Source organism: Intrasporangium zincisolvens (assembly GCF_034724055.1).
Classification (GTDB): domain Bacteria; phylum Actinomycetota; class Actinomycetes; order Actinomycetales; family Dermatophilaceae; genus Monashia; species Monashia zincisolvens.
This window is the reverse complement of record NZ_JAWIIL010000009.1, coordinates 14,723-34,163: the sequence shown is the minus strand read 5'-3', so window position 1 is coordinate 34,163 and position 19,441 is coordinate 14,723. Positions and strand designations below refer to the sequence as shown.

20 protein-coding genes are annotated in these 19,441 nt (G+C 73.6%); 18 read left to right on the top strand and 2 right to left on the bottom strand.

Annotated features, from left to right (window positions below):
- Positions 1–45: 45 nt before the first annotated feature.
- On the top strand, positions 46–1,098 hold the full coding sequence (gene mca, locus RY076_RS19035; protein WP_413785801.1) for a mycothiol conjugate amidase Mca: 1,053 nt from the start codon (positions 46–48) through the stop codon (positions 1,096–1,098).
- A complete protein-coding gene (locus tag RY076_RS19030; RefSeq protein ID WP_323100810.1) occupies positions 1,098–1,379 on the top strand; it encodes a hypothetical protein in 282 nt (93 codons plus the stop codon). Before mca ends, RY076_RS19030 begins: the two co-directional genes overlap by 1 nt.
- Before the next feature lie 100 nt (positions 1,380–1,479).
- Here the strand turns inward: RY076_RS19030 and trhA are convergent, their stop codons facing one another.
- Positions 1,480–2,199, bottom strand: a complete 720-nt coding sequence (gene trhA, locus RY076_RS19025; protein WP_323100808.1) for a PAQR family membrane homeostasis protein TrhA — start codon at positions 2,197–2,199, stop codon at positions 1,480–1,482.
- A gap of 228 nt (positions 2,200–2,427) precedes the next feature.
- Between trhA and RY076_RS19020 the strand changes: the two genes are divergently transcribed.
- The 7 genes from RY076_RS19020 to RY076_RS18990 all read left to right on the top strand — a co-directional run bounded on the left by RY076_RS19020 (position 2,428) and on the right by RY076_RS18990 (position 8,876).
- Positions 2,428–3,189: an isoprenyl transferase gene (locus RY076_RS19020; RefSeq protein WP_323100806.1), complete on the top strand. Its 762-nt coding sequence runs from the start codon at positions 2,428–2,430 to the stop codon at positions 3,187–3,189.
- A gap of 97 nt (positions 3,190–3,286) precedes the next feature.
- Positions 3,287–4,243, top strand: a complete 957-nt coding sequence (locus RY076_RS19015; RefSeq protein ID WP_323100805.1) for a WXG100 family type VII secretion target — start codon at positions 3,287–3,289, stop codon at positions 4,241–4,243.
- A 37-nt stretch (positions 4,244–4,280) separates the two neighbouring features.
- Positions 4,281–4,985: a hypothetical protein gene (locus tag RY076_RS19010; protein ID WP_323100803.1), complete on the top strand. Its 705-nt coding sequence runs from the start codon at positions 4,281–4,283 to the stop codon at positions 4,983–4,985.
- Positions 4,982–5,305: a hypothetical protein gene (locus tag RY076_RS19005; RefSeq protein ID WP_323100802.1), complete on the top strand. Its 324-nt coding sequence runs from the start codon at positions 4,982–4,984 to the stop codon at positions 5,303–5,305. The genes RY076_RS19010 and RY076_RS19005 overlap by 4 nt, the downstream gene beginning before the upstream one ends.
- Positions 5,296–5,601 carry a hypothetical protein gene (locus RY076_RS19000; protein WP_323100800.1) on the top strand — a complete coding sequence of 102 codons (306 nt, stop codon included), beginning with the start codon at positions 5,296–5,298 and terminating at the stop codon, positions 5,599–5,601. Before RY076_RS19005 ends, RY076_RS19000 begins: the two co-directional genes overlap by 10 nt.
- A 467-nt stretch (positions 5,602–6,068) precedes the next feature.
- Positions 6,069–7,304, top strand: a complete 1,236-nt coding sequence (locus tag RY076_RS18995) for a PhoH family protein (RefSeq protein WP_413785803.1) — start codon at positions 6,069–6,071, stop codon at positions 7,302–7,304.
- 342 nt (positions 7,305–7,646) lie between these two features.
- Entirely contained in the window at positions 7,647–8,876 is a 1,230-nt protein-coding gene (locus RY076_RS18990) for an aggregation-promoting factor C-terminal-like domain-containing protein (RefSeq protein ID WP_323100797.1), read from the top strand.
- Between the two features lie 77 nt (positions 8,877–8,953).
- Here the strand turns inward: RY076_RS18990 and coaA are convergent, their stop codons facing one another.
- On the bottom strand, positions 8,954–9,952 hold the full coding sequence (gene coaA, locus RY076_RS18985; protein ID WP_413785800.1) for a type I pantothenate kinase: 999 nt from the start codon (positions 9,950–9,952) through the stop codon (positions 8,954–8,956).
- A gap of 82 nt (positions 9,953–10,034) precedes the next feature.
- Here coaA and glmS point away from each other — a divergent pair, with 82 nt between their 5' ends.
- The 9 genes from glmS (at position 10,035) to tsaD (ending at position 19,439) form a co-directional block, all read left to right on the top strand.
- Positions 10,035–11,894: a glutamine--fructose-6-phosphate transaminase (isomerizing) gene (gene glmS, locus RY076_RS18980; protein WP_323100796.1), complete on the top strand. Its 1,860-nt coding sequence runs from the start codon at positions 10,035–10,037 to the stop codon at positions 11,892–11,894.
- A gap of 1 nt (position 11,895) precedes the next feature.
- Complete coding sequence (locus tag RY076_RS18975; protein ID WP_323100794.1) at positions 11,896–12,246, top strand: holo-ACP synthase; 351 nt, start codon at positions 11,896–11,898, stop codon at positions 12,244–12,246.
- A gap of 56 nt (positions 12,247–12,302) precedes the next feature.
- Positions 12,303–13,874, top strand: coding sequence for a bifunctional ADP-dependent NAD(P)H-hydrate dehydratase/NAD(P)H-hydrate epimerase (locus RY076_RS18970; RefSeq protein WP_323100793.1), 1,572 nt, complete (start codon positions 12,303–12,305; stop codon positions 13,872–13,874).
- 140 nt (positions 13,875–14,014) lie between these two features.
- Positions 14,015–15,304 carry an alanine racemase gene (alr, locus tag RY076_RS18965; RefSeq protein ID WP_323100791.1) on the top strand — a complete coding sequence of 430 codons (1,290 nt, stop codon included), beginning with the start codon at positions 14,015–14,017 and terminating at the stop codon, positions 15,302–15,304.
- Positions 15,301–16,587, top strand: a complete 1,287-nt coding sequence (locus tag RY076_RS18960; protein WP_323100789.1) for an alpha/beta fold hydrolase — start codon at positions 15,301–15,303, stop codon at positions 16,585–16,587. Before alr ends, RY076_RS18960 begins: the two co-directional genes overlap by 4 nt.
- Before the next feature lie 3 nt (positions 16,588–16,590).
- The gene (tsaE, locus tag RY076_RS18955) at positions 16,591–17,082 is read left to right on the top strand and encodes a tRNA (adenosine(37)-N6)-threonylcarbamoyltransferase complex ATPase subunit type 1 TsaE (protein WP_323100788.1); all 492 of its coding nucleotides are present in this window, start codon (positions 16,591–16,593) and stop codon (positions 17,080–17,082) included.
- A gap of 31 nt (positions 17,083–17,113) precedes the next feature.
- Positions 17,114–17,848 carry a tRNA (adenosine(37)-N6)-threonylcarbamoyltransferase complex dimerization subunit type 1 TsaB gene (gene tsaB, locus RY076_RS18950; protein ID WP_323100786.1) on the top strand — a complete coding sequence of 245 codons (735 nt, stop codon included), beginning with the start codon at positions 17,114–17,116 and terminating at the stop codon, positions 17,846–17,848.
- 5 nt (positions 17,849–17,853) lie between these two features.
- Positions 17,854–18,396: a ribosomal protein S18-alanine N-acetyltransferase gene (gene rimI, locus RY076_RS18945; protein WP_413785799.1), complete on the top strand. Its 543-nt coding sequence runs from the start codon at positions 17,854–17,856 to the stop codon at positions 18,394–18,396.
- The gene (gene tsaD / locus RY076_RS18940; protein ID WP_323100784.1) at positions 18,393–19,439 is read left to right on the top strand and encodes a tRNA (adenosine(37)-N6)-threonylcarbamoyltransferase complex transferase subunit TsaD; all 1,047 of its coding nucleotides are present in this window, start codon (positions 18,393–18,395) and stop codon (positions 19,437–19,439) included. Before rimI ends, tsaD begins: the two co-directional genes overlap by 4 nt.
- Positions 19,440–19,441 lie beyond the last annotated feature (2 nt).

The window sequence follows — 19,441 nt, the reverse complement described above, 5'->3', positions numbered from 1 at the left end:
CGACGGACGACAGCAGGGAGCCACGTGGCCGAGGGCATGAGGTTGATGGCGGTGCACGCGCACCCCGACGACGAGTCGAGCAAGGGCGCCGCGACCACCGCGAAGTACGTCGCGGAGGGCGCGTCGGTGATGGTCGTCTCCTGCACGGGCGGGGAGCGGGGCGACATCCTCAACGAGAAGCTGAAGAACGACGCCCACATCCTGCGCGACATCGCGCAGGTACGGCGCGACGAGATGAAGGCGGCCCAGGAGGTCCTCGGCTGCGAGCACACGTGGCTCGGCTTCGTCGACTCCGGCCTGCCCGAGGGAGACCCGCTGCCGCCGCTGCCCGTCGGCTGCTTCGGCCTCGAGGACCTCGAGGTGACCACCGAGGCGCTCGTGCGCGTCATCCGGCAGTGGCGTCCGCACGTCATGACGACCTACGACGAGAAGGGTGGCTACCCGCACCCGGACCACATCATGTGCCACACGGTGTCGATGGCGGCGTTCGAGGCGGCCGGCGACCCCGAACGCTACCCGCACGCCGGCGAGCCGTGGCAGCCGCTGAAGATCTACTACAACGGCGGCTGGAGCAAGGAGCGCCTCACCCTCATCCACGAGGCGATGGTGCAGGAGGGCCTCGAGAGCCCGTACGCCGAGTGGCTCGCGAACTGGAAGCCGCGCCGCGACGGCCGCACGACGACCATCGACTGCGGCGAGTACTTCGAGACGCGTGACCGCGCGCTGCTGGCCCACGCGACGCAGGTCGATCCCGACGGCTTCTGGTTCCAGGTGCCGCTGTCGATCCAGCAGCGGGTCTGGCCCATCGAGCAGTTCGAGGCCGCACTCTCGTACGTGCCGGTCGCCGACGGCGAGGACGACCTCTTCGCCGGCCTCGGCACGCCGGCCGACGCCGACGCGCTCGCGACCCGCCGCGACCTCTCGGTCGCCTACGACGGGCGACTCCCCGAGGCGCCCGAGCCGCAGGAGGGCGCCGCCGAGGCTGTCACCTCGACCGGCGCGGTCCGCGGCGACAGCGCCGAGACGCACTCGGACGCCGACACCACTACCGACGAGCAGGCCGGAGCAGACGCGTCCGGCGAGGAGGTGCAGGACTGATGGCCGACGGCGGCAACCTGCCCATCGGCCCCGGGATCTGGGGCTTCATCGCGTTCTTCGTCCTTGCCGTGGCGCTGTGGTTCCTCGTGCGCAACATGAACTCGCGGCTGCGCCGGATGGCCTACCGCGACCGTGAGCGTGCCCAGGAGGACGCCACCCGCGACGGTCTGGGCGCCGACGCCACGGACGCGTCGGGCACCGACGCGTCGAGCACCGGCCCGACGGACGGGCCGGACGCATCGGGCGGCGACGGTACCGACCCGCAGGGTCCGACGCGCTGAGGAGCGACCAGCGCGCGCGACGTCGACCCGACGCACACGCAAGAGGCCCCCGGCATCGCCGGGGGCCTCTTCCGCGTCTGGGCTCAGGGGTGGCGACGCCTCAGCTGACGGCCTGGTAGCCGACGACCGCGAGCGTGACCGCGGCGAAGTGCGAGGCGAACCCGCCGAGGGTGAAGGCGTGGAAGACCTCGTGGAAGCCGAACCAGCGCGGCGAGGGGTTGGGGCGCTTCGTGCCGTAGATGACGCCGCCGACGGTGTAGAGGATGCCGCCGAGGCCGATGAGCGAGCCGATGAGCGGGCCGCCGGCCTTCCAGAACGGCACGACGTAGAAGACCGCGGTCCAGCCGAGCGCGATGTAGAGGCCGGTGTAGAGCCAGCGCGGCGCGCTGACCCACAGGATGCGGAACACGACGCCGCCGATCGCCGCGGACCAGATGATCGACAGCAGGATCCGGGCCTGGGTGGTGGGCAGCAGCGTCACGGCGAACGGCGTGTAGGTGCCGGCGATGATGAGGTAGATGTTCGAGTGGTCGAGCCGCTTGAGCAGCGCGCCGGCGCGCGGCCCCCACGTGCCGCGGTGGTAGACCGCGGACACCCCGAAGAGCAGGGCGGCGGTGATCGTGAAGACGACCGACGCGGTACGCACGGCCCCCGGGTCGGAGAGGAGCACGAGGACGAGCCCGCCGACGACGGCGACGGGGAACATGCCGAGGTGCAGCCAGCCGCGCAGCCGTGGCTTGACGGCGGCGACGAGCTCGGCGACGGGGCCCGCGGCGTCCTCGACGTCCGGACCGGGGGTGCGGTGCTGCTCGGGGGTCATGGCGCGAGTCTAACCTACGCAACCGTAGGTTACGGGGGCGTAGGTGCTGCGCTCCTCCTGTGAAGGTCGTGTGAAGGCCCGGTGCGGCGGCGCCCGGCTGCGGTCGGACCTGAGCGGGCGAGGGGTACGGTGGGTGCGTGGCCCACCGGGGCTGCCCGAACGGTGGACGGCGGTCCGGCAGCGGCCCATCCGCGGTCGGCGACGTCCGACATCGACGAGGAGGCCCCCGTGGGGTGGCGCGATGTGGTCTACGGCGCGTACGAGCGCCGGGTCCTCAAGGACCTCCCCAAGGAGTCCCTCCCTCGTCACGTCGCCGTCATGCTCGACGGCAACCGTCGCTGGGCCAAGGCCCGCGGCGAGGGCACGGCCACCGGCCACCAGGCCGGCGCCGACAAGATCGAGGAGCTGCTCGAGTGGTGCCGCGAGGCCGGCGTCGAGTACGTGACCCTCTGGCTGCTCTCGACCGACAACCTGCACCGCCCGCAGGAGGAGCTCGAGCCGCTGCTCAAGATCATCGAGTCCGCGGTCTCCGACCTCGCCGACGCGGGTCACTGGCACGTGCGCATCGTCGGTGCCCTCGACCTGCTCCCGGCCGCCACCGCGGAGAGCCTGCGCGCCTCGGCCGAGCGCACCGCCGCCGTCACCGGCATGACGGTCAACGTCGCCGTGCCGTACGGCGGGCGTCGTGAGATCGCCGACGCCGTCCGCGACCTCCTGCTCGAGCGCGCCGCCCGAGGCGAGTCGATCGAGCAGATCGCCGCCGGCATCACCGTCGAGGACATCGCCGGGCACCTCTACACCAAGGGCCAGCCCGACCCCGACCTCGTCATCCGCACGTCGGGGGAGCAGCGCCTGGGCGGCTTCCTGCTCTGGCAGAGCGCGACGTCCGAGTTCTACTTCTGCGAGGCCTACTGGCCCGACTTCCGGCACGTCGACTTCCTCCGCGCGCTGCGCGCCTATGCCGGGAGGCACCGACGCTTCGGAACGTGAGCGGGGCTCGACCCGCGCCGCGACGGGGACTGCTCCCCATTGCAGGCCGGGGGACCAATGCATAGGTTTCGGACGTCGTCCATCACAGGGGAGAGCAATGGCCATCTACAAGAAGGGTGCCGACCCGGTCGCGCTGCGATCTGCGGCCGAGCGGATCACCGGCCACGTGCGCGAGTGCGAGACCGTCCGCGGCGAGGCCACGCGGGCCGTCAACGCCATCAAGGGCAACTGGGGCGGGGGCGACCTCGAGCACCTCATGAGCAAGTGGCCGCCGCTCGACGCGCAGCTGGGCCAGTTCGGCACCGACCTCGGCAAGCTCGCGGAGGCGCTGCGCCGCAACGCCGGCGCGCAGGACACGACGAGCGGCCAGGGCTCCGGCGGTGCCGGCCCCCTCGGCCCGGGTGGCGGCAACGGCGGCAGCGGCAACGGCGGCATCCCCGGCTACGACCTGACGAAGGCGCTCTTCACGCCCTTCAAGCTGGCCGGGACACTCGGCACGGTGGCCGGCCTGGCCCTGAAGCTGAAGAACTTCTCCAACAACCTCGGCAACTTCGACCGCGAGCTCGGGCTGTTCAAGAACCTCGGGAATGCCTGGAAGACAGGGCGGCTCGCCGAGTTCGGTGACGCCCTCGCCCCGAAGAACTGGTCGACGCTGTCACGCTTCGTCCCGGCGCTCGAAGAGGGCTCGAAGCTGGCCAAGGGCCTCGGCACCTTCGGCAAGGTGCTCGGTCCGGCCGGCGTGGCCCTGGGCGGCTTCACGGTGGCCAACGACATCGCCGAGGGCCACTACGGGCGTGCGGGGTACGACGGTGCCATGACCGCGCTCGGTGCCGTCGCCCTCGTGCCGATCCCGCCGGTCAACGCGATCGCCGGAGCCGCCGCGGGCGCGATGGCCGTGGGCCAGCTGGTCTACGACCACTGGGACGACATCTCGGACTTCGCCGGCGATGCGGGCCACGCCATCAGTGACGCCGCCGGCGACGTCGCCGACTTCGCGGGCGACGTGGCCGACAAGGCCGGCGACGTGATCTCTTCGCTGAACCCCTTCGACTGACGACCTGAGACGAGCACGAGGACAGGTGGACACGCACATGAGCGACACGACCGACACCCGCGACGGCCGAGCCGACGACCCGCTGCGCGGGACGCCCATCGCCGCCATCGAGCTGCCCGACGACATCGTCGGCATCGGGGCCAGCGAGCTGGCCTACCTCCTGTCACGACACGACTCTGCGGCGTCGCGCACGTCGGGCGACTTCCTGCTCAGCGACCCGCGGATCGCGCAGGAGGGGGCCCTCATCGGGGGCGCGTCCTCGCTCGTGTCACGCGGCTGGCTCACCCTCGACGAGGACGGCAACCGCCAGACCCGGTCCTACGCGGCGCTCATCGAGTACGTGACCGGCAAGGCGTACCGGTGGTCGCGCATCGGTTTCGTGGGTGCCGACGGGGGCGACGTCGAGTACGTCGCGCTGCTCGAGTCCGACACCGTCACCGCGCTCATGCAGCCGCGCCAGCTCGCCTCGTGGTTCGTCCGGCTCGGGGAGCCCGACGTGGACCGGGCCGCGCTCGTCACCGGGATGATGAAGGAGCGCTTCGCCGTCGACGCGGGGGCTGCGGTCATCCTCCAGGTGCGGACCGCCGACGGCGACCGCACGCTGGCGGTGCGCCCCCAGGGCGACGGGTACGAGGCGCTGCGCGACGTGTCCGGCCCGGGGACCGGCACGGGCGGGATCGTCGACGAGGCAGGCCTGCTCGACGAGGTCGCCCGCCTCTACGGCGAGGTGGCTGCCGCGTGAACCAGGTTGAGCAGCCCCGGTCCGGCGCGACCCCGCCCAAGGAACCGTTCCCGGTGCCCGAGGGCGGCCTGTTCATCGGCCAGATCCGCGAACCGTGGGTCATGACGGTCTTCTTCGCCGTCATCGCCGCCGCCGGAGTCGGATTCTTCGTCGTGTGCAAGAAGGCCGCGGACGGCGGGGCCGAGGGTGCGCTCGGGGCCGGCTGGGGCCTGCTCGCGATGTTCGGGGCGGTCGGCCTGCTCGGCATGTTCGTCGGGATCCGCCGCTGGCGGTGGAAGCGCGAGTACGTCCGCGTCATGGGCCGCTCGCCGTGGGCCTGACGCCTCCGGAGGAGCCGTTCGCCTACATCAGCCAGGACCGCGGGCTGCTGACACTGAAGATCCGCGAGCCCGCACTCATGGCGCTGTTCTTCCTCGCCTTCATCGTCGTCGGCGTCGTCTTCTTCCTCCTGCTCGAGAAGCAGGCTGACGCCGGAGCCGACGCAGCGATGAACGTCGGCTACCTCATCCTCGCCGTCTTCGGCGGTCTCGGCCTCGTCGGGCTCGGCATCGCGCTGCGCCGGTGGGCCTGGAAGCGCGAGTACGTCCGCGTCATGGGCCGCTCGCCCTGGTCCTGACGCACTGACGGGTCGTCCGGGGCCTCGAGGCCGACGAGGGTCTGGACGCCTGGTGGGCGTCGATGTTTCCGGCAGGTGAACACTCTGGCGACACGACGACGCGCGAGCCCTCAATCCGCGTCACCGTCGGTTGCTGGTCGTACCGTCGTGCCAACGCCCGACACCCGTCGGACGTTGCCAGGAGGCCCACCGATGGAGCGATCGCTCAGGACGGAGGGCCGGGCCCTGCGCCACCCTCTGGTGGTCACCGCCCGGCACCTCGGGAGCGAGTAGGCGCGCGACGCGCGCCGCGTAGGGAGTGGGACATGGCACGCACGACTCGTCCGGTCACGACGGACTCCGCCAGCACGACCACCAAGCCGGCCGCGGCCTCCACACGCGCCACTTCACGCAGCACGACGAGCGAACGTCCGTCGCACAAGACGTACGTCCTCGACACGTCGGTGCTCCTGTCCGACCCTCGGGCCATGCTCCGGTTCGCCGAGCACGAGGTGGTCCTGCCCGTCGTCGTCGTCACCGAGCTCGAGGGCAAGCGCCACCACCCCGAGCTCGGCTACTTCGCCCGGCAGGCGCTGCGCCTGCTCGACGACCTGCGCATCAGCTCCGGGCGCCTCGACGAGCCGGTCCGCGTCGGCGACTCCGGCGGCACGCTCCGCGTCGAGCTCAACCACACCGACCCGATGTCCCTGCCGGCCGGCTTCCGCCTCGGCGACAACGACACCCGCATCCTGTCGGTGGCCAAGAACCTGTCGAACGAGGGCGCGGACGTCACCATCGTCAGCAAGGACCTGCCGATGCGGGTCAAGGCGTCGGCGTGCGGCCTCGAGGCGGAGGAGTACCGGCACGAGCAGGGCGTCGACTCCGGCTGGACCGGCATGACCGAGCTCGAGGTGACCACCGACGAGCTCGACCAGCTCTACGACCGCGGCCGCATCGAGCACGCCGGCGCGGCCGAGCTGCCCTGCCACACAGGCCTGGTCCTGCTCTCGCCGCGGGGAAGCGGTCTGGGGCGGGTCGGTGCCGACAAGCAGGTCCGGCTCGTGCGCGGCGACCGCGACGCGTTCGGCCTGCACGGCCGCAGCGCCGAGCAGCGCATCGCCCTCGACCTGCTGCTCGACCCCGACGTCGGCATCGTCAGCCTCGGTGGCCGCGCCGGCACCGGCAAGTCGGCGCTCGCGCTGTGCGCCGGCCTCGAGTCGGTCATGGAGCGACGCGCGCAGCGCAAGGTCATCGTCTTCCGGCCGCTGTTCGCCGTCGGCGGCCAGGAGCTCGGCTACCTGCCGGGCTCCGAGGCCGAGAAGATGAACCCGTGGGGGCAGGCGGTGTTCGACACCCTGAGCGCCCTCGTGTCGACGGAGGTCGTCGAGGAGGTCATGGACCGTGGGCTGCTCGAGGTGCTGCCGCTGACCCACATCCGCGGCCGCTCCCTGCACGACGCGTTCGTCATCGTCGACGAGGCCCAGTCGCTCGAGCGCAACGTGCTGCTCACGGTCCTGTCGCGCATCGGGCAGAACAGCAAGGTGGTGCTGACCCACGACGTCGCCCAGCGCGACAACCTGCGGGTCGGGCGGCACGACGGCGTCGCGGCGGTCATCGAGAAGCTCAAGGGCCACCCGCTCTTCGCCCACGTCACCCTGACGCGCAGTGAGCGCAGCCCCATCGCCGCGCTCGTCACGGACCTGCTCGAAGGCATCGAGATGTGACCTGAGTCACACCGCGGTACAGGGCCCCCGGGTGCTCGACTCGGGGACCCTTACCGCTGGGTCACCTGCGTGACCCGGGCCCCGTGCGGTGGGGCCGACTTGCTTCGAGGCAGGGTCGGCTGGCACCGTGGGGGGCTGAAGATCTCGGAACGATAACGACTTGGCTACGGGGAGCGAGGCCGTGATGGGCCCGAGATCGCCTCGAACACCCCCCCTCCACCGTCGCGCCGCCCGCATCCACCGTCGTGCCCCCAGTCGCACCCTCATGCGCACTGGCCAGGGGCCCGGCCCGCGCGGACGGCCGACGTGCCCCGAGACCGCAGGAAGGCTGACTCCACCTCTATGGCACGGTACGAAGGCCGCCATCGCAACGCGTCGAGCCCCGCACCCGGCCCGACCGGGTCGACCCGACCCCAGCCGGGACACCACGCCGACCGTCACGCCGACCGTGAACGCGTCGACGCCCCCCAGACCGCCCGGGCCGAGAGCGCTGACCGCACCGCCCGGGTCGACCGCGTCCAGCCCGAGCGCCCGACGCCGCAGCGCGCCGAGCGACCCGAGCGCCCCGCCCGGGTCGAGCGCCCCCTGCACGAGTGGGCCCGGGCCGAGCGTCCGGCGCCGACGGCCCGGCTGACGCGCCCCGACGCCTCCCGCCCCGACGCGCCCCGTCGCGACGGCGCGCAGCCCGCAGCGCCGCGCCGTGAGGCGCCGGTCCGCCCGGAGCCCCGCGAGCGCTCGACCGATGACCGCACCCGCCGCCACTCGGCGCTCGGCGCCGACGCGTCGGCCCCGCTGCGACGCGGCTCCACCCCGGCCGTCCCGTCCCCGGCCGCGGCCGTGTCGGAGGACACGCAGGTGCTGACGCGTCGCCGCGACCACAAGCCGGCCAAGCGCACGCGCCGCGTCGGCCGCCCGGTCCTCGCCGGCGCCCTGGCCCTGGGCCTCGGCGCGTCCGGCTTCGCCTACGCCCGGTCGGCCAACCTCATCGGCGCCGACCCGGCCGCGTTCGTCGTCGGCTCCGGCGTCGTCGCCCAGACCGACGAGCTGGCCCGCGCCTCGACCGTGGACACGACCTACCGCGCCGCGGCGTCGGTGTCGCGCAACGAGCGCCGCACCGCCATCGCCGCCACCGGCCTGCGCGACGCGGCCGCCCTGGAGGTCAAGAAGAAGAAGGAGAAGGCCCGGGCCGCCGCCGAGGCCAAGGCCGCCGCCGAGCAGGCCGCGCTGGAGAAGGAGCGCCAGCGCGCCATCGGCAACGCCATCGACGACCCGAAGAGCGCCGCCCGCGTCCTCATGGCCGACTACGGCTGGACGAGTGACGCCCAGTACAACTGCCTCGTCAACCTGTGGACCGGCGAGAGCGGCTGGCGCTACACGGCCGAGAACCCGTCCTCGGGCGCCTACGGCATCCCGCAGTCGCTCCCGGGCCGCAAGATGGCCCAGATGGGCGGCGACTGGCGCACCAACCCGCTGACCCAGATCAAGTGGGGCCTCTGGTACATCGACATGTCCTACGGCAACCCGTGCAACGCGTGGTCGACGTGGCAGGCCCGCTCGCCGCACTGGTACTGAGCTGACCCGCGCCGACGGCGAGAGACGACGAGAGACGACGAGCGGCCCGCCCACGCCGGGGCGGGCCCGGGGTGCGGTCAGATCTTGCGGAGCCGGACGCGTCGGACGCCGTGGTCGGCGCCCTTGGTCAGCACGAGCGTCGCCCGCGAGCGCGTCGGCTGGATGTTCTGCACGAGGTTGGGGCCGTTGATCTCGCGCCAGATGCGGTTGGCCGTCGCGACCGCCTCGTCGTCGGACAGGACGGCGTAGCGGTGGAAGTAGGAGTGCGGGTCCGAGAACGCCGTCTCGCGCAGGCGCAGGAAGCGCTCGACGTACCAGCTGCGGATGTCATCGACCCACGCGTCGACGAAGACGGAGAAGTCGAAGAAGTCGCTGACGGCCAGGCCCGTGCCCCGCACCGGGTGCACCTCGGGGGCCTGCAGCACGTTGAGGCCCTCGACGATGAGCACGTCGGGCTGGCGCACGACGATGCGCTCGCCCGGGACGATGTCGTAGGTCAGGTGCGAGTACACGGGCGCCGACACCTCGGCGCGGCCGGACTTGATGTCGGCGACGAAGCGCAGCAGCGCCCGGCGGTCGTAGGACTCCGGGAAGCCCTTGCGCCCGAGCAGCCCGCGCTCCTCCAGGACCGCGTTGGGGAAGAGGAACCCGTCGGTCGTCACGAGCGCGACCTCGGGGGTGTCCGGCCAGCGCGCGAGCATCTCGCGCAGGATGCGGGCCGTCGTCGACTTGCCCACGGCGACCGAGCCGGCGACGCCGATGACGAACGGCGTCTTGGCCGGTCGCTCCCCGAGGAAGTCGCTCGTCACCTGGTGCAGCTGGCGGGTCGCCCCGACGTAGAAGTTGAGCAGGCGCGACAGCGGCAGGTACACCTCCTCGACCTCGTTGAGGTCGACGCGGTCACCGAGGCCGCGCAGCCGCGTCAGGTCGGCGTCGTCGAGGTTGAGCGGGTGGTTCTCGCGCAGCCGCGACCAGGCAGCGCGGTCGAACTCCACGTACGGCGAGGGGACCGGCGAGCCGGGCCCCCCGTTACCGGGGCCGGGATCGACGGACGGCCGGCTGGTTCGCTGCGACACGCCGCCATTGTGTCGGACGCGCCCCGCTGCTGCCGCGCGGGCGTGGCTGTGGGTGCCCGGCGGGTCCCCTAGGCTGGGGACCATGTGCGGAATCGTTGGATACGTCGGGCGCTCGGACGACGGGACGGCGCTCGACGTCGTCATGGAGGGGCTGGCCCGGCTCGAGTACCGGGGCTACGACTCCGCCGGTGTCGCCCTCATCGACGGCGACCACGTGGAGACCCGCAAGAAGTCCGGCAAGCTGGCCAACCTCGCCGCAGAGCTCGAGGCGCACCCGCTGCCCAGCTCGACCACCGGCATCGGGCACACCCGCTGGGCCACGCACGGCGGGCCGACCGACGAGAACGCCCACCCGCACCGTGGTGGCAAGGACGGCAAGCTCGCCCTGATCCACAACGGCATCATCGAGAACTTCCACGCCCTGAAGAAGGGCCTGCTCGCCGACGGCGTCGAGTTCACGAGCGAGACCGACACCGAGGTCGTCGCGCACCTCGTCGCGGCGGCCTACGAGCGCGAGCACGACCTCACGGCCGCCATGCGCGCCGTCGTCGCCGACCTCGAGGGCGCCTTCACGCTCCTCGCGATCCACGCCGACCAGCCTGGCGTCGTCGTCGGGGCCCGCCGCAACAGCCCGCTCGTCGTCGGCCTCGGCGACGACGCGAACTACCTCGGCTCCGACGTCGCGGCCTTCATCGGCCACACCCGCCACGCCCTCGAGCTGGCCCAGGACCAGATCGTCACGATCACGCCCGACGGCGCCACCGTCGTCAACTTCGACGGCACGCCCGCCGAGGGCAAGGCCTACGAGGTCACGTGGGACGCCGCGGCCGCCGAGAAGGGCGGCTACGCGACGTTCATGGAGAAGGAGATCAACGACCAGCCGCACGCCGTCGCCGACACGCTCCTCGGCCGCACGGACGCCGACGGCCGGCTCGTCCTCGACGAGATGAGCATCTCCGAGGAGCAGCTCAAGGCCGTCGACCGCATCACGATCGTCGCCTGCGGCACGGCCGCCTACGCCGGCATGGTCGCCAAGTACGCCATCGAGCACTGGACGCGGATCCCGGTCGAGGTCGCCCTCGCCCACGAGTTCCGCTACTGCGACCCGATCGTGAACGAGCGCACCCTCGTCGTGTCGATCAGCCAGTCCGGCGAGACGATGGACACGCTCATGGCCGTCAAGCACGCCCGCGAGCTCGGCGCCCTCACCGTCTCGGTGTGCAACACGCACGGCTCGACGATCCCGCGCGAGTCCGACGCCGTCCTCTACACGCACGCCGGCCCCGAGATCGCCGTCGCCTCGACGAAGGCGTTCCTCGCCCAGATCACCGCCTGCTACGTGCTCGGCCTCTACCTCGCCCAGCTGCGCGGAGGGTCCTTCGCCGACGACGCCGCCGCGGTCATGAAGGAGCTCGCGCAGGTCCCGGCCAAGATCGAGACCCTGCTCGGCCAGATGGGCCGGGTCAAGGAGATCGCCAAGTTCATGGCCGACACCCGCTCGGTCCTCTTCCTCGGCCGCCACGTCGGCTACCCGATCGCCATGGAGGGCGCGCTCAAGCTCAAGGAGCTCGCCTACATCCACGCCGAGGGCTTCGCGGCCGGCGAGCTCAAGCACGGCCCGATCGCGCTCATCGAGCCCGGCCAGCCGGTCTTCGTCGTCGTGCCCTCGCCGACCAGTGAGCACGGGCTGCACGGCAAGGTCGTCTCCAACATCCAGGAGATCCGTGCCCGCGGCGCCCGCACCCTCGTCATCGCCGAGGAGGGCGACGACTCCGTCGAGCCCTTCGCCGACGAGGTCATCCGGGTGCCCGCCACGTCGCCGCTGCTCGCACCGCTCCTGACGGTCGTGCCGCTGCAGGTCTTCGCGCTGTGGCTGTCCACGGCCAAGGGCCTCGACGTCGACCAGCCCCGCAACCTCGCCAAGTCCGTCACGGTCGAGTGACGTGATCGTCGGGGTCGGCATCGACGTCGTCGACATCGCGCGCTTCGAGCAGACGCTCGAGCGCACGCCGGCGCTGCGCGACCGTCTCTTCACCCCCGAGGAGCGCGACCTCGGGATCGCCTCGCTCGCCGCTCGGTTCGCCGCCAAGGAGGCCCTGGCCAAGGCGCTCGGCGCGCCGGTCGGGCTGCACTGGACCGACGCGCGCGTCGTGACGAACGACGACGGCCGGCCCTCCCTCGAGATCGGCGGCACCGTCGCGGCGCGCGCCGGCGACCTCGGCGTCGACAGCTTCCACGTGTCCCTGTCCCACGACGCCGGCATCGCCTCCGCGGTCGTCATCGCCGAGGGCTAGCGGCCGTTCCTGATCGACCCGCTCCCGCTGTCCCGCCACACCACCGAGGAGAGCCGATGATCCGCGCGTACGACGTCGAGACGGTCCGCGCCGCCGAGCAGGCGGCGATGGCCGAGCTGCCCGAGGGCGAGCTGATGGACCGCGCCTCTCGGGGTCTGGCCGAGATCGCGGCCGCGCGGCTGGCCGACCACGACGGCGCCACCGTCGTCGGCCTCGTCGGGGCCGGGGCCAACGGGGGAGACACCCTGTACGCCGTCGCCCATCTCGCCGACGCCGGCTACCCGGCCGCCGTCGTGCTGCTGCCCGCGAACGGACGCGACGGCGTCCACCCGGCCGGCCTGGCCGCCGCCGAGGAGGCCGGCACCGTCGTGCGCGTGGCTGCGGACGACCCCGCCGCGGCCGCGCGGGCCGTCGCCGAGGCCGACGTCGTGCTCGACGGGATCGTCGGCATCGGGGGTCGTCCGGGCCTGCGTCCCGACGCCGCCCGGCTCGTCGACGCCGTCGACGACGACGCGTGGGTGCTGGCCGTCGACGTCGCGAGCGGCCTCGACCCCGACGGCGGCTGGCGCGAGGCGTCGGGGGTCGGCCAGCCGGGCGGCGACGCCACCGGCGACGAGCCCACCGACGACGACGCCGTGTGGGCCGACGAGACCGTCACCTTCGGCGCACCGAAGCCGGTGCACCTCCTCCCGCCCGGCGAGGCGGCCTCGGGCCGGCTCACCGTCGTCGACATCGGCCTGCCCCTCGACGACGTCGACGCGGCGGTCGAGCGGCTGACCCATGACGACGTTGCCCGGCTGTGGCCGGTGCCCGGCCAGTCGGACGACAAGTACTCGCGCGGCGTTCTCGGCGTCGTCGCGGGCGGCGAGGCATACACGGGCGCGGCAGTGCTCTGCACGACGGCCGCGGCCGAGGCCGGCGTCGGGATGCTGCGCTACGTCGGCACCCCGACCCCGACGGCCCTCGTGCGCCAGGCGGTGCCCGAGGCGGTCATCGGCGAGGGCCGCGTGCAGGCGTGGGTCGTCGGCCCCGGGCTCGACGCGTCGAGCGGCGACGCCGACGCCGACGCCGGTGCCCAGCTCGCCGTGGCCCGTGCCGCGCTCGCCGGCGACCTGCCCGTCGTCGTCGACGCCGGTGGCCTCGACCTCGTCACCGGGCGACGCGACGCCCCGACCCTGCTGACCCCGCACGCCGGGGAGCTCGCGCGCCTGCTGACGCGCCTCGAGGCGTCGGGCACCGAGCTGTCGGGCACCGAGGTCACCGCGGACGCCGTCAAGGCCCACCCGCTGCGCCACGCGCGTCGGCTCGCCGCGCTGACCGGCGCCACCGTGCTGCTCAAGGGCGCGACGACGCTCGTCGTCACCGAGGGCGAGCCGGTGCGCAGCCAGGCCGACGCACCGCCGTGGCTCGCGACGGCCGGCGCCGGCGACGTGCTGTCCGGGATCGTCGGCACCCTGCTCGCCTCGGGCCTGTCACCCCACGACGCCGGGTCGCTCGGCGCGCTCGTGCACGGGGTGACCGCCGACCGGGTGTCCGGGGGAGGGCCGCTGCGGGCGCTCGCCGTGGCTCAGGGCGTGCGCACGACGGTCCGCGACCTCATCCGGCGGGGCCGCTCGTCCCCCGAGTGAGCCACGTGTCCCGAGCTGTCCGTGGGGCCAGAGTGACCGAGCGCTCACTCGATGCGGGGAGTGGGTGAGCGCGGAGTTCCACGCGCCACACGACGACCCTGCGAACGCGGACGGCGTCCGGAACTGCGAGACTGCTGCCGATGAGCACGACGCACGCCACCGCACCCGACGAGCCGGGCACCCCCGACGCGTCCCGCCCACAGCCCGGGCCCGACGCCGGCCCGGGCCTGTCCCCGACGCACGGCACCACGGTGTGGGCCGAGATCGACCACGACGCGCTGGCCGCCAACGTGCGGAGGCTGCGCGCCCTCGCGCCGTCCTCGGAGTTCATGGCCGTCGTCAAGGCCGACGCGTACGGACACGGCCTGCTGCCGGTGGCGCGCACCGCGGTGGCCGCCGGCGCCACGTGGCTCGGCGCGGCCCAGTTCGCCGAGGCGTTCGCGCTGCGCGATGCGGGCCTCACCGAGCCCCGCCTGCTCACCTGGCTCAGCGTGCCGGGCAGCGACTTCGCCGGCGCCGTGGCCCGCGACATCGACCTGTCCGCCTCGGCCCCGTGGGTGCTCGACGAGGTCGCCGTCGCCGCGCGGGCGCTCGGGCGCACCGCACGCATCCACCTCAAGGTCGACAGCGGCCTCGGGCGGGGTGGCGCGTACGGCGCCGACTGGAGCACCCTCGTCGACCACGCCCGACGCCTCGAGGCCGAGGGCGTCATCCGCGTCGTCGGCGTCTGGACCCACTTCGCGCACGCGGACGCCCCGGAGCACCCGACGGTCCTCGCCCAGCAGGAGCGGTTCTTCGAGGCCGTCGCCGAGGGCGAGCGTGCCGGGCTGCGGCCCGAGCTGCGCCACCTGGCCAACTCGGCCGCGACGCTCGTGCACCCGTCCGCGCACGCCGACCTCGTGCGGCCCGGTATCGCGATGTACGGCCTGACCCCCGTGCCGCAGGTCGACGACGACTTCGGCCTGCGGCCGGTCATGACGCTCCGAGCCCGGCTCGCGCTCGTCAAGCGGCTCCCGGCCGGCCAGGGCATCAGCTACGGCCACGTCTACACCCCAGAGGTCGACACCGTCGTCGGCCTGGTGCCCGCCGGCTACGGCGACGGCATCCCGCGCGACGCGACGAACGTGGGCCCGGTGCGCGTCGGCGACCTCCGCACGACGATCGCCGGACGCGTCTGCATGGACCAGTTCGTCGTCGACCTCGGCCCCGGCGCCACGGCGCAGGCGGGCGACGTCGTCACCCTCTTCGGTGGCGCGCCGGGCGAGCCGACGGCGCAGGACTGGGCCGACGCCACCGACACCATCAGCTACGAGATCGTGACCCGCCTCGGTGCCCGCGTACCGAGACTGCATGTGGGCGAGGCGCTACCCGCGGGTACGTCCACCGCCGACGACGCGTCCGGCGTCGCGGTGACGAAGGACCAGGCATGACCGAACGGCAGAGGCGAAACCCCGTCCTCGGGATCGCCGCCGCGAGCATCGGCGTGGCCGCGGGCGTCGCGGCCGGCGTGGCCGCGGGCATCGCGGCCGACCGCGCGGGCAAGCACCGCGCGGCGATGGCTGCGCTCGAGACCCCCGAGCTGCTCGACATCACCCCCGACGAGGAGCACGTCGTGCTGACGAGCGACGGGGTCGCGCTCCACGCCGAGGTCGACGTGCCCGACGCCGCCACGGCGACTGCCGCGGCGCGGGGCACGACGCGGCGCGGTCGGGCGTCCGAGCTGCCGACCGTCGTGCTGACCCACGGCTACTGCCTCAGCCTGCGCTGCTGGGTCTACCAGCGCCGCGCCCTCAAGGCGGCCGGGTTCCGCGTCGTCAGCTGGGACCAGCGCGGTCACGGCCGCTCCGGCCGCGGGGAGCGCGACAGCTACACGATCGAGCGCCTCGGCGAGGACCTCCGCCACGTCATCGAGCAGCTCGTGCCCACCGGCGACGTCGTCCTCGTCGGCCACTCCATGGGCGGCATGACGATGATGTCGCTCGCCGAGCACGACCCCTCGCTCGTCGCCGACCGCGTCATCGGCGCGGGCTTCGTCGCGACGAGCCCCGGCGGCCTCACCCTCGCCAACGGCGGGCGGATGGCCACGTTCGGGCGCACCTTCCTCGAGCGGCTCGGACCCGGCGTCCTCGGGCCGCTGTCGAGCCGCCCCGAGGTGTTCAGCCGCATCCGGCGGGTCGGCCGCGACGTCGAGCTGTTCCTCGTCGAGCAGAACTCCTTCGCCTCGCCGGTGCCCCGCTCGGTGGTGCGCTACACCGCCGACATCCTCCTCGGCACGCCGCTCGACGTCATCAACGACTACCTCAGGACCTTCGACGGCTTCGACAAGCGGCCGACGCTCGCCTCGTTCCGGCACGCCGTCGTCCTCGTCTTCAACGGCCGCGAGGACATCCTCACCCCGCCCTCGCACAGCGAGCTCATCGTCGAGGCGATCCCCGGCGCCGAGCACGTCGTCGTCAACGACGCCGGGCACGTCATCATGCTCGAGCACCCCGACCTGCTGAACACCCAGCTCGTGACGCTGGCCGAGCAGTCCGCGCGGGCGCGGGCCGAGCAGGTCGACGTGTCGCGCCAGCCCCGCGTGCGTCGCATCGTCACCGACGTCGCCAAGGGCCGTCGCCAGCGGCGTCTCGAGCAGCAAGCCGACGAGCTCGTCCGCTCCCAGCGCCGACGCGGCACGCGCAGCCGGACGGCGCGGCCGGCCCGCGAGGCTTGAGCCGTGGCGCGCTCCGCGACCTTCACGTGGCGCTCGACCGAGGACACCCAGGCGTTCGGGCGCCGGCTCGGCGAGGTGCTGCGCGGCGGTGACCTGATCGTGCTCACCGGCGACCTCGGTGCGGGCAAGACGACCCTGACCCAGGGCATCGCCGAGGGGCTCGGCGTCCGCGGGCCGATCACATCGCCGACCTTCGTCATCGCGCGGGTGCACCCCTCGCTCGTCGGCGGTCCTGCGCTCGTGCACGTCGACGCCTACCGCCTCGGCAGCGCCCTCGAGCTCGACGACCTCGACCTCGACGCCGACCTCGATGCCAGCGTCACCGTCGTCGAGTGGGGCGCGGGGCTCGCCGAGCAGCTGAGCGAGGAACGGCTCGAGCTGACCCTGAACGGCGAGGCCGTGCGCACCGTCCACGCGCACGGCGTCGGCGCCCGGTGGGACGCCGTGCTGGGCGGGCTCGCCGACCTCGCCGACGACGCCCCCGCCACGTCCTGACGCCCGGCGGCGCTCGGATAGCCTGACGCACGTGCTCCTGCTCGCGATCGACACCTCGACGACGGCCATCACCGTCGCCCTGCACGACGGGTCGTCGGTGCTGGCCCGCGCCACCACCCTCGACGCGCGGGCGCACGCCGAGTACCTGGCCCCCGGCATCCGCTCCGCCCTCGCCGAGGCCGGGGCCGAGCCGGCCGACGTCACCGACGTCGTCGTCGGCATCGGGCCCGGTCCGTTCACCGGCCTGCGGGTCGGGATCGTCACCGGACGCACCTTCGCCTTCGCGCTCGGCCTGCCCGTGCGCGGCCTGACGAGCCTCGACGCGCTCGCCCACGAGGCCTGGCTCGGCGGCCGGCGCGGTGACCTCCTCGTGGCGACCGACGCCCGGCGCAAGGAGGTGTACGCCGCCCGGTACGCCCTCGACGACGCCGGTGCCACCCGTGTCCTCGACCCCGTGGTTGCGCGCGCCGCCGACCTCGACGCCGACCTCCGGTCCCTGCCGACCGTCGGACGCGGGCCGCAGCTCTACCCCGACGCGCTGCCGCACGGCGTCGGACCCCTCGACGTCGACGCAGGGGCGCTCGCGGACCTCGCGGCCGCTCGCCTCACGAGCGTCGACGGGCACGGGCCCGCCCCGGACGGCGCCCACGGGTCGGCGCTGCAGCTCCTCGACCCGGGCCACGGCTTCGACGGGCTCGAGCCGCTGTACCTGCGCCGGCCCGATGCCGCGCCCGCCGCGCCCTCGACCAAGTCGACGCTCGGGTGAGCGCGGTGGCCGACGCCGTGCCCGACGTGCCCGTGCCGGTTCCCGACGCGCCCGACGCGCCCGACGCGCCCAAGAGTGCGCCGGTCGGCGTGACGCTGCGCGAGCTCGAGTGGACCGACCTGCCGACCCTGGCCGGCCTCGAGCAGCAGCTCTTCGCCGACGACGCGTGGTCGCCGCAGACGTGGTGGTCCGAGCTCGCCGCCCGGCCGCGCCGCGAGTACGTCGTGGCGCATGACGCGTCGGGCGCCGTCGCCGGGTACGCCGGCCTCGACCTCGCCGGCGACACCGCCGACGTCATGACCGTCGCCACCGCCCCCACCCACCAGGGCCGCGGCGTCGGGCGCCTGCTGCTCGGCGAGCTGCTCCGACGCGCCCGCGCCCACGGCGTCGAGGCCGTGCTGCTCGAGGTGCGCGCCGACAACGACGCCGCCCGCCACCTCTACGACCGCGCCGGCTTCGAGGTCATCTCGGTGCGCCGCCGCTACTACCAGCCGGGAGACGTCGACGCCCTCGTCATGCGCCTCCTGGTGACGAAGGGAGAGGCATGAGCGATGCGCCGCTCGTCCTCGGCATCGAGACCTCCTGCGACGAGACCGGGGTCGGCATCGTCCACGGTCAGACGCTGCTCGTCGACACCGTCGCAAGCAGCGTCGACGAGCACGCCCGCTTCGGCGGCGTCGTGCCCGAGGTCGCGAGCCGTGCCCACCTCGAGGCGATGATCCCGACCATCGAGCGCGCCTGCCGCGAGGCCGGTGTCGCGCTGCGCGACCTGGACGCCATCTCGGTGACGAGCGGGCCGGGCCTGGCCGGGGCCCTGCTCGTCGGCGTCGCGTCGGCCAAGGCGCTCGCCGTCGCGCTCGGGAAGCCGATCTACGGCGTCAACCACCTCGCCTCGCACGTCGCCGTCGACATCGTCGAGCACGGGCCGCTGCCCGAGCCGACGATGGCGATGCTCGTCTCCGGCGGCCACTCCTCGTTGCTGCTCGTGCCCGACGTGACCAACGACGTGCGCTCGCTCGGCTCGACGATGGACGACGCCGCCGGCGAGGCCTTCGACAAGGTGGCGCGCGTGCTCGGCCTGCCGTTCCCCGGCGGACCGCACGTGGATCGCGCTGCGCGAGAAGGCAACCGGGTCGCCATCGACTTCCCGCGCGGCCTCACCACGGGGCGCGACATGGAGCGGCACCGTTTCGACTTCTCCTTCTCCGGCCTCAAGACCGCCGTCGCGCGGTGGGTGGAGACGCGTCAGCGGGCGGGCGAGTCGGTGCCGGTCGCCGACGTCGCGGCGAGCTTCCAGGAGGCCGTCGTCGACGTGCTGACCCGCAAGGCCCTGCTCGCCTGCAAGGAGAACGACGTCGACCACCTGCTCATCGGCGGCGGGGTCGCGGCCAACTCCCGACTGCGGGCGCTCGCCGAGGAACGCTGCGCCAAGGCGGGCGTGACGCTGCGCGTGCCGCGGCCGGGCCTCTGCACCGACAACGGCGCGATGGTCGCGGCTCTCGGCGCGCAGATGGTGGCCAAGGGGCGCGAGCCGAGCGACCTCGGCCTGCCCACCGACTCCTCGATGCCGGTCGAGGTCGTCAGCGCCTGACG

Bases quoted from the DNA above. Each gene is read 5' to 3' on its own strand.
- RY076_RS18995 (WP_413785803.1), top strand. From the start codon at position 6,069: ATGCTCCGGTTCGCCGAGCACGAGGTGGTCCTGCCCGTCGTCGTCGTC.
- alr (WP_323100791.1), top strand. From the start codon at position 14,015: ATGAGCACGACGCACGCCACCGCACCCGACGAGCCGGGCACCCCCGAC.
- RY076_RS19030 (WP_323100810.1), top strand. From the start codon at position 1,098: ATGGCCGACGGCGGCAACCTGCCCATCGGCCCCGGGATCTGGGGCTTC.
- RY076_RS18990 (WP_323100797.1), top strand. From the start codon at position 7,647: ATGGCACGGTACGAAGGCCGCCATCGCAACGCGTCGAGCCCCGCACCC.
- RY076_RS18960 (WP_323100789.1), top strand. From the start codon at position 15,301: ATGACCGAACGGCAGAGGCGAAACCCCGTCCTCGGGATCGCCGCCGCG.
- RY076_RS19010 (WP_323100803.1), top strand. From the start codon at position 4,281: ATGAGCGACACGACCGACACCCGCGACGGCCGAGCCGACGACCCGCTG.
- RY076_RS18970 (WP_323100793.1), top strand. From the start codon at position 12,303: ATGATCCGCGCGTACGACGTCGAGACGGTCCGCGCCGCCGAGCAGGCG.
- trhA (WP_323100808.1), bottom strand. From the start codon at position 2,199: ATGACCCCCGAGCAGCACCGCACCCCCGGTCCGGACGTCGAGGACGCC.
- RY076_RS19015 (WP_323100805.1), top strand. From the start codon at position 3,287: ATGGCCATCTACAAGAAGGGTGCCGACCCGGTCGCGCTGCGATCTGCG.
- tsaD (WP_323100784.1), top strand. From the start codon at position 18,393: ATGAGCGATGCGCCGCTCGTCCTCGGCATCGAGACCTCCTGCGACGAG.
- glmS (WP_323100796.1), top strand. From the start codon at position 10,035: ATGTGCGGAATCGTTGGATACGTCGGGCGCTCGGACGACGGGACGGCG.
- mca (WP_413785801.1), top strand. From the start codon at position 46: ATGGCGGTGCACGCGCACCCCGACGACGAGTCGAGCAAGGGCGCCGCG.